The organism is Nocardioides sp. NPDC000445, assembly GCF_040300245.1.
GTDB lineage: Bacteria > Actinomycetota > Actinomycetes > Propionibacteriales > Nocardioidaceae > Nocardioides.
Genome location: NZ_JBEPDH010000044.1, coordinates 1 through 5,519, shown reverse-complemented (window position 1 = coordinate 5,519; position 5,519 = coordinate 1). Strand labels below are relative to the sequence as shown.

Annotated in this window: 6 protein-coding genes and 1 pseudogene; 4 read left to right on the top strand and 3 right to left on the bottom strand. The window is 66.2% G+C overall.

What is annotated here, in order from left to right:
• Positions 1-600 (top strand): annotated as a pseudogene (locus ABT304_RS30765) (helicase); the annotation flags it as partial.
• A gap of 134 nt (positions 601-734) precedes the next feature.
• Here ABT304_RS30765 and ABT304_RS30760 read toward each other — a convergent pair.
• From ABT304_RS30760 to ABT304_RS30750, 3 genes are all read right to left on the bottom strand, one after another.
• Positions 735-1,067, bottom strand: a complete 333-nt coding sequence (locus tag ABT304_RS30760; RefSeq protein WP_350721227.1) for a hypothetical protein — start codon at positions 1,065-1,067, stop codon at positions 735-737.
• A gap of 262 nt (positions 1,068-1,329) precedes the next feature.
• Complete coding sequence (locus ABT304_RS30755; RefSeq protein ID WP_350721225.1) at positions 1,330-1,836, bottom strand: hypothetical protein; 507 nt, start codon at positions 1,834-1,836, stop codon at positions 1,330-1,332.
• Between the two features lie 227 nt (positions 1,837-2,063).
• Entirely contained in the window at positions 2,064-2,459 is a 396-nt protein-coding gene (locus ABT304_RS30750) for a hypothetical protein (RefSeq protein ID WP_350721223.1), read from the bottom strand.
• A gap of 260 nt (positions 2,460-2,719) precedes the next feature.
• Here ABT304_RS30750 and ABT304_RS30745 point away from each other — a divergent pair, with 260 nt between their 5' ends.
• From ABT304_RS30745 to ABT304_RS30735, 3 genes are all read left to right on the top strand, one after another.
• Complete coding sequence (locus tag ABT304_RS30745) at positions 2,720-3,322, top strand: antibiotic biosynthesis monooxygenase family protein (protein WP_350721222.1); 603 nt, start codon at positions 2,720-2,722, stop codon at positions 3,320-3,322.
• 138 nt (positions 3,323-3,460) lie between these two features.
• Positions 3,461-3,856, top strand: coding sequence for a hypothetical protein (locus tag ABT304_RS30740; RefSeq protein ID WP_350721220.1), 396 nt, complete (start codon positions 3,461-3,463; stop codon positions 3,854-3,856).
• The coding region (locus tag ABT304_RS30735; RefSeq protein ID WP_350721218.1) for a caspase family protein at positions 3,853-5,519 on the top strand (1,667 nt) is incomplete at its 3' end. The genes ABT304_RS30740 and ABT304_RS30735, both read left to right, overlap by 4 nt.

The following is a 5,519-nucleotide window of genomic DNA, read 5'->3' as shown; positions in this document are numbered from 1 at the left end:
GGGCGGGCAGCGCTGCTGCGCTTCCGGCAGAAGGCCGGGCTGATACGCGTCGACTCCACGGTCGCCTGGATCGTCCAGCAGGTCGAGGCCGAGCGACAGGTGGCGTGCTCGGTCGAGTTCGTCGCGACCGCCGCCGACCCGATCGCCGACCGGCTGCGTGACTCCGGCCTCGAAGTCGCCACGATCTACGGCCGCGACCGGTTCGATGCAGAGGCCGAGCGGCTCCGGTTCCAGACCGGGCAGGCGAAGGCCTGCGTCTTCACCACGGTCGCCTCGATCAGCCTGCACGCCGGCGAAATCCTCGCCGACGGTCGCCGGGCTAGCAGCGAGCCGCGGGTCGGCGTCTTCCACCAGGCCCGCTTCTCGGGTATCGCAGGACGGCAGGTGACCGGCCGCACCCACCGCGACCACCAGCTCTCGCCGTGGCACATCGCGTACGCCGAGGGCACCGTCGAGGAGCAGGTCGGCAGGTTGATGGTCGAGCGGATCGCTGCGGCCTCTGCCACGGTGGGAAGCGACATCACCGGCCTCACTGCCCTCGCCCAGCTCCTCGGCGCCGACTGGCTTCCCTCCACCACCCTGACCGAGGACGGCGCCTGACCTCTCGTCTCATGCAAGGCACACCGGCACCGTGGAGAAACCCATGCAGAGGTGGCGCGGCATTCCGCCGCGAGCGCGCTACATCGCCGCGATGGGTCACTCACCGAAGGGGCGGGCTGTCGAGGTCTCCCTTCCTATGGCGTCGTCGTGGCGAGGAGGCGTCGCGCACGACGACCCAGATCGCTCAGATCCACCCGACCCTCCTCAGCCGCGGCCGCCAGACGCGCGGCAAGGTCCATTGCCTCGTCGAGCTCGGGTGCGGCGACCGCGGACTCCTGGCCCATATCGCGAAGGATTGTGATCTCGGTCCTGGACGCGATCAAGGGGTCGGTGACCCCGTCGATCCAGACTCGAGTGCGGCGGCCATCGCCGCGTTCCTCCCCGGTGATGCGCTCCAGGGCGAAGATACGGTCGGCGCGCGCGAACTTTCCGAAACCCAATGCCACCATCCGGGAGTCCGATGCCATGTAGTCATCTTGCCATTACGCATCGAACTTTGATCTGGCGTGCAACCCCGGCTGACAGAAAGGGTCCCGCGTCATGCCGCCGCGACGAGCGCGTCAGTAGATGAAGATCGAGATGTCCGATTCGGCTTCCTCGATCGCGCCACGCAAGCCCGGCTCGTCGCGCATGCGCTGCAGCTCAGACTGCACAAGCGCCACATCCAGTTGCGTACAGGGCGGCACCAGGATGCGTCACACCGCCGCTATTTGCCCGGTCTTTGCATAATCACCTGGTTGGCACACGTTGCAGCTGGTCCTTCTTCCCCTTGACCTGATGGAACTTCTTCATCAACTTGTGCGCTTCGTCTTGACTCAGGGTCGGGTAACCCTCGACCGCGTCCATGAAGACCCCCTTCAACGGGCCGTACGAGGTGGTAAGTTCCCGAGCCCGTCCAGCCATCTCTGAGTAGTTGCGCACATTCGGGAATACGGCACAGATGGCTGCGACAAGTGCCGGGAGTGCCAGTACGAGGCTCAGCCAGGCTGGACCGTCACTCTGCGCGACAGGATAGATCGAAGCACCGGTAACTGCTGCCAGGACTCCTGCTGTAATCGCGAATCTGTCCGCCTTACCCTGCTCGCGACTCGCGTACCGAGGCAACTCGTCGGTCCAGTGCGTGACGCTGCGCAAGCACTCCTCAAGGTTCTGAAGCGTGATGGCAATGTTCAGGTCATCGACGTCAATCGCGTCGACACTGACGTGCTCGTTTCCGGTGGAAGCCTTTGTCGTCATATCGTCCTCCGTCGCGATCGATTCGGCTCTTACTTCAGAGCACCTCATCTCGGTCGGGAAGGCAGGAGTCGGAGGTCATCCGCAGTCCGGTCGGAGGTCCTCCGTAGTCCGGTCAAGATGCCCATTCCAGTGGCCCTGATTGCAGGGCCAATTCCAGCGAGGGGTTGAAGTGCGATCTTCACAGAACTCATTGACAGCGTGACCAGTACGTTCAGCGGATCGCGCGCTCAGCGGTGCAGCCATTCTGCCAATGAAGGACGAGGCCTACGGAGCATCGGCCGCGATGCCATAGCGCAACCACACCAGTGAACCGCGACCACTTTCGACCAATGACCCGCGTCGCGCAGCGACTTCCAAGCGCCGACACGGCCGCGGCCGTCGACGACCGCCAAGATCGGCCCGGCGGGCGCTGGGCCGGGCAACTCCATGTCGGCGAGCGCCAACTCCTGAGCGAGGATTGTGTCTGCCCCTGCCAGGGTGACATCCTCGCGCCACACTGCGGCCAGTTCATAGAAGCGACCCACGTCAGGTTCGAAGCCCGCAGTGGATCCATCAACTGACACGGCCACGTGCACCACGACGTACGGCCGAGTGCGAGCAGCGCCCTCCTCCGGGTTGTTCATCCTGGAACGGTACATCGAGCGAGACCGGCCACACCGCCGCGCCAGATGCGTCATTGCGCCGGTTTCAGTGCGATAGCGCCCTACCGTCGCGAGCGGACATCCGAGGAGATCTCCGTCCAGCACAGACAAATGTCGGACCCGGCCCGACGAGGCCCGAGAACCCCAAAGGTTGGCGATGGCGTCGCCGTACCCAGAGGAGTAGACAGGGAACTACCGGCGGTGCCGGTCGGGCACTGCCCTGTTCTAGAAAGGAGCGGGCCGTGTACGCACGTTCCAGTACGTTCCACGGAAACCCCGGCAACATCGACGCGGGCATCGCATTCGTCAAGGACGAGGTCGGGCCCATGCTCGACAGCATCGAGGGCTGTCGCGGCCTCTCGATGCTGGTCGACCGCGAGACCGGGCAGTGCATCGCAACAAGTTCGTGGGAAGACGAGGCGGCCATGCGCGCCAGCGATGAGCAGCTTCGCCCGCTGCGCGATCGAGGGAAGGACATCCTCGGCGGCTCCATGCAGGTCGACGAGTGGGAGATCGTCGTCATGCACCGTAGCCATCACGGCGAGTGTGCCCGAGTCAGCTGGCTGCAGGGTGACCTCGACGCCATGGCCGAGACCTTCCGGGTAGGGATCCTTCCCGAGCTCGAGGAGACCGATGGATTCTGCAGCGCCAGCCTGCTGATGAACCGGTCGTCCGGCCTGGGTTGCGCCACCACAGCCTGGGAGTCCCGCGCCGCGATGGAAGCCAGCCGCTCGGCGGCCGACAACATGCGCAGCCGGGCCGCGAGCGACGCGGGCGGCGAGATCGTCGACGTGCACGAGTTCGACCTCGCGTACGCGCACCTGCATGTCCCTGAGATGGCCTGACGTCCACGTCTTCGCCGAGCCCGCCCTGGCCGGGCTCGGCCACCGTGTCGGTGAATCCGCTGACGAGCCCCGGGTCTGGGAGGACACTGACCGTAGGGGGAGTTTTGATGAAGCGAGGAGCCGCGGATGAGTCGCCAGATGACCATCACGATCCACGATCCTGATGTGGAGCGTCTCGATGAGCTCAGCTCGGTCTTGCGGCGGGAGTTGCTGGACCTCGGCGTCGATGATGTCGAACGCGCGAGCGCGGGCGAGGCGCCTGCTGGCACCCGTGGCATCGACGTCACGGAGATCGGGGTTCTGCTCGTTGCGTTCCGGGAGTCACTGGTCGCCGTGACCGCCATCGCGGGGGTGATACGGGGGTGGATGTCCTCTACTCGCGGGGCCAACGCGGTCGAGCTCACTATCGGCGACCAGACACTCAAGATCGACTCGGCGTCGCGGGAGCAGCAGGATCGACTCATCGATGAGTTCGTCGCATCCCTGCACGGGTCAGGGAAGCCGGATCCACCTACTTCCGCACCGGTGCCATGACCTCGGGTCGGCGCAGCGCGCTGGTGGTGGCGAACGATACGTACGACGACCAGCGGTTGAGCAGGCTTCGCGCGCCCGCCACCGACGCCGAGCAACTGGCAGGCGTGCTCCGGAACGCCGAGATCGGGGGCTTTGAGGTCGAGGTGTCACTCAACGAGCCGGAGCATGTGGTCCGGCGCAAGGTCTCGAGCTTCTTCGATGACCGCGGGCCGGACGATCTCCTCCTGCTGCATCTTTCGTGCCACGGGGTGAAGGATGAGGACGGGAGGCTCTACTTCGCTACGCCGGACACCGAGATCGACCACCTGGACGCCACGTCCCTGCCCGCCGACTACGTGAACAGGCAGATGACGAAGAGTCGATCCCGGCGCATCGTGCTGTTCCTGGACTGCTGTTACAGCGGCGCATTCGCGCGCGGGATGATGAATCGCGGCGATGAGCGCATGGACATCATGGAGCGTTTCGATGGCCACGGGCGGATTGTGCTGACGGCTTCGAGCGCGATGGAGTACTCATTTGAGGGCGACCAACTTGCCGGCCAGGGCAAGCCGTCGGTGTTCACCTCGGCTCTGGTGGAGGGTCTGGCCACCGGCGAGGCGGACCGGGATCGTGACGGTTATGTGTCGGTCGATGAGTTGTACGACTTCGCCTTCGACCGAGTGCGGACCGTCACGCCGTCGCAGACTCCGGGCAAGTGGGTCTTCGACGTGCAGGGGGACTTCCACATCGCCCGCAGCAACCGCCCGCCTGAACCGGTGGACCTGTTGGCCGACTTGCGTGGCGCCGTCTCGAGTCCGTTCACCAATGTGCGTCTCGGTGCAGTGGAGGAGCTGGCGGCGTTGCTGGACGACGCGGACTCCGCACGCGCCGCCGCGGCCCGCATGGCGCTGGACGACATGGCTGAGCACGACACACAGCGTGTCGTGCGAGGGTCGGCCGACCGAGCTCGTACGCCCGCCGAGGCCTCGCCCCAACCGTCACCGGCCCCACCGGCCGCCCCGGAGCAGCCGACAGTCGTGCCGCCCCCACCAGATACACCCGCACCGGCGGCCGAAGCCGAAGCCGCTGTCGCGCGCGAGCCCGAGCACAGGCCGCGGCCGGTGGCAGCTACCGAGCCCCAGCCGCCCGCGTGGGTGCCGGCCGCCGCGTCAATAGCTGCCGTGGCGCTCCTGGCCGCGATTCCGTTGCCGATGCTGGCCGAGGCCCCGACGTCGTGGAACTCGTTCGCGGTCGTCACGCCGTTCGAGGCAGGGCTTGCCGCCCTTGCTCTCCTCTTCGCTGCAGGCCAGCTCCGCCGTGAGCAGCTGGCTACAGCCGACGCAGCAGGACTGTTCATCGTGGTCGGGATCCTCATGGGCGCCGCCGGCATCGGACTGGTGAAGTTCTCCCTCGAGGACATCGGCGCCATCGGTGTTGTTCTGGGTCTTCTTGTCGTGTGCGGCGGAGTGGGGGCTGTCGTGGCAGGCCGGGCGTGCTTGAGCGTGTCGCCGAGGGATCGCGACCTTGGTCCGGTCGAGCCCGTCTGGGTTGTATCGGCCATGGCGGGCGCTGGACTGGCCACCCTCGCGCTGTTCATCCCCTACGACGGCTTCAGCTCGTACTGGACCGAGGTCGAGGAAGGCGCAAGCGCCGAGTTCATCTTCGAGCCGGCGGCAGTGGTCGG

What these genes read in the sequence shown, in the direction of transcription:
- ABT304_RS30760 (WP_350721227.1), bottom strand. Translation starts at nt 1,067, where the DNA reads ATGGCATCGGACTCCCGGATGGTGGCATTGGGTTTCGGAAAGTTCGCG.
- ABT304_RS30755 (WP_350721225.1), bottom strand. Translation starts at nt 1,836, where the DNA reads ATGACGACAAAGGCTTCCACCGGAAACGAGCACGTCAGTGTCGACGCG.
- ABT304_RS30750 (WP_350721223.1), bottom strand. Translation starts at nt 2,459, where the DNA reads ATGAACAACCCGGAGGAGGGCGCTGCTCGCACTCGGCCGTACGTCGTG.
- ABT304_RS30740 (WP_350721220.1), top strand. Translation starts at nt 3,461, where the DNA reads ATGACCATCACGATCCACGATCCTGATGTGGAGCGTCTCGATGAGCTC.